3 protein-coding genes are annotated in these 1995 nt (G+C 38.1%); 2 read left to right on the top strand and 1 reads right to left on the bottom strand.

Annotated features, from left to right (window positions below):
* Positions 1-75: 75 nt before the first annotated feature.
* On the bottom strand, positions 76-696 hold the full coding sequence (locus L2748_RS23680; RefSeq protein ID WP_220783187.1) for a ParA family protein: 621 nt from the start codon (positions 694-696) through the stop codon (positions 76-78).
* 469 nt (positions 697-1165) lie between these two features.
* Between L2748_RS23680 and L2748_RS23675 the strand changes: the two genes are divergently transcribed.
* Entirely contained in the window at positions 1166-1408 is a 243-nt protein-coding gene (locus L2748_RS23675; RefSeq protein ID WP_220783194.1) for a type II toxin-antitoxin system RelB/DinJ family antitoxin, read from the top strand.
* A complete protein-coding gene (locus L2748_RS23670) occupies positions 1398-1682 on the top strand; it encodes a type II toxin-antitoxin system RelE family toxin (protein WP_220783186.1) in 285 nt (94 codons plus the stop codon). The genes L2748_RS23675 and L2748_RS23670 overlap by 11 nt, the downstream gene beginning before the upstream one ends.
* Positions 1683-1995: the final 313 nt, after the last annotated feature.

Below are 1995 nucleotides of genomic sequence, written 5' to 3'. Positions count from 1 at the left end.
TCATTAAATCATTAAATCATTAAATCATTAAATCATTAAATCATTAAATCATTAAATCATTAAATCATTAAATCATTAAATCATTAAATCAGCTATCTCTTGTATTAATTTTGATGCTGCCAAATTTAAACTTGGGTATTTGGTCTCTGTTATGGATAAACCTAAATCCTGGGCTGTTGAGTAGCCAGCTTTAAAATGTAATGTGTGTTCGCAGACTTTAAAGCCCCAAGCTTTGATGGTGTTTGTTGCATTATTAGCTTCAGACTCTGTAGGACATTTATTTATAATGAACATTATATTTTCTTTGATTACACCGTTTCTTACCAAATCATTAGCTAAATATAACTGCGGTTCTAGATCATCGGTTGAGGTTCCGGCTGGTAAAACCACTAAGGTAGATTCTTTAGCCAATAAGATAGTGTCTTGATCAGAAGCTGGACGCCCATCTATGATTAATAAATTATACGCGTCCTTTAATTTCAATGCGGATTCCACTCGACGATGAGCTGATGCTGTTATGATTGGCGCGATATTTTTTTCATCCCTTCTTCCTGTCCACTTAGATGACGTTTGTTGTTGCCAGTCCATATCGGCAATATGGACCGACCATGCATTGTCTGCAAAAGATACAGCAAGTGCTCTTGCCAGTGTGCTTTTCGTTACGCCACCTTTTTGACTTAGAAAGCTAACTATCATGGTGAATTACCTTTGTTTTATGGAAGTTGTTCTACCTTACCTGAAAGAATGAAAGAATGAAAGAATGAAAGAATGAAAGAATGAAAGAATGAAAGAATGAAAGAATGAAAGAATGAAAGAATGAAAGAATGAAAGGGTGGTGTTTTTTGGGCTAACCTGCTAAGGGGGCTTGGATATCGGAAATTATTGTACGGTAGGGATTTTGATGTACCCTCTCGTGTTTGGGTGTACCCCAATGAGATAGAGCATTGCAGAGCAAATAACATAAACGCGTTAACTTAAATGCGATAGTTGTTGTGCGACAACTTAAAGACGATAGTCAATTGAAGTAATCAAAGGGGGAGCTGCACGAACTGAACAAATTTTCCTCTTAACGTACAATAGTTTTCTATATCCAAATTACCTCATGATTTGCGTTTCCTATATGAAAAACTATAATGTAATTACAATTGTAATTACAGGAGTATTTATGGGAACTATTAATATTAGAGTTGATGATGGGCTGAAAGCTCGTTCATATGCTGCTCTTGAGAAGCTTGGGGTTACGCCGTCTGAACTGTTGCGCCAAACTCTTGAGTATGTTGCCCAGCGGGGAGCACTTCCCTTCAAGCCAGTTCTTCTAACTGATGAAGATGAAGCTTTGATCTCATTGGTTAAAGCTCGACTCAATGACCCTTTGCCAGGTGTAAAGGTTTCTTTGGATGACTTATGAATTAGAGTTTGATCCTCGTGCTTTAAAAGAGTGGAACAAACTAGGTAACACGGTTAAGCAGCAGTTTAAGAATAAGCTAAAGGAAGTCTTAAAGTATCCGCACGTTGAGTCGAACCGCTTAAGAGAGTTACCTTTTTGCTATAAAATCAAACTACGCAGTTCTGGCTATCGATTGATCTACCAAGTTCAAGATGAAAAAATTACCGTTTTTGTTGTTGCTGTTGGGAAGAGAGAAAGGGGGGATGTTTATAAGGCAGCTAGCAAGCGAGCTTAATTAAGTGCCTCTAGTAGGTTTGGCGCCGAAAAGAGTTACCGGCTCACCAAACTTACAAATTACGATAAATAGCCCCTTGAGCGCAATTTCAGCCTCAACGCCCCAAAAGGCAAAAGTGGTGAATTTCACCACTTTTTATTGGGTCATGATCTGCCGCTTTTGGAGCAAGATAACACAGGGTTTTAAGCCTTTCGTGGCAAAAATGCCATGAGTCTACAATCGCTGTTATTGAAAGTTAGTAATGTCACATCGTTCGCCAAAGTTGAAATGTCACTTTCCCCCCAAAAAAGTTAGAGTTCGTTAGTGAAAGTTT

Source organism: Shewanella sairae, assembly GCF_023283535.1.
GTDB classification, from domain to species: Bacteria; Pseudomonadota; Gammaproteobacteria; order Enterobacterales; family Shewanellaceae; genus Shewanella; species Shewanella sairae.
The sequence above is the reverse complement of the archived record's forward strand: the minus strand, read 5'-3'. Positions and strand labels throughout refer to the sequence as shown.

Excerpts from the sequence above, each read along its gene's own strand:
- L2748_RS23680 (WP_220783187.1), bottom strand. The coding sequence starts at position 696 with ATGATAGTTAGCTTTCTAAGTCAAAAAGGTGGCGTAACGAAAAGCACA.
- L2748_RS23675 (WP_220783194.1), top strand. The coding sequence starts at position 1,166 with ATGGGAACTATTAATATTAGAGTTGATGATGGGCTGAAAGCTCGTTCA.
- L2748_RS23670 (WP_220783186.1), top strand. The coding sequence starts at position 1,398 with ATGACTTATGAATTAGAGTTTGATCCTCGTGCTTTAAAAGAGTGGAAC.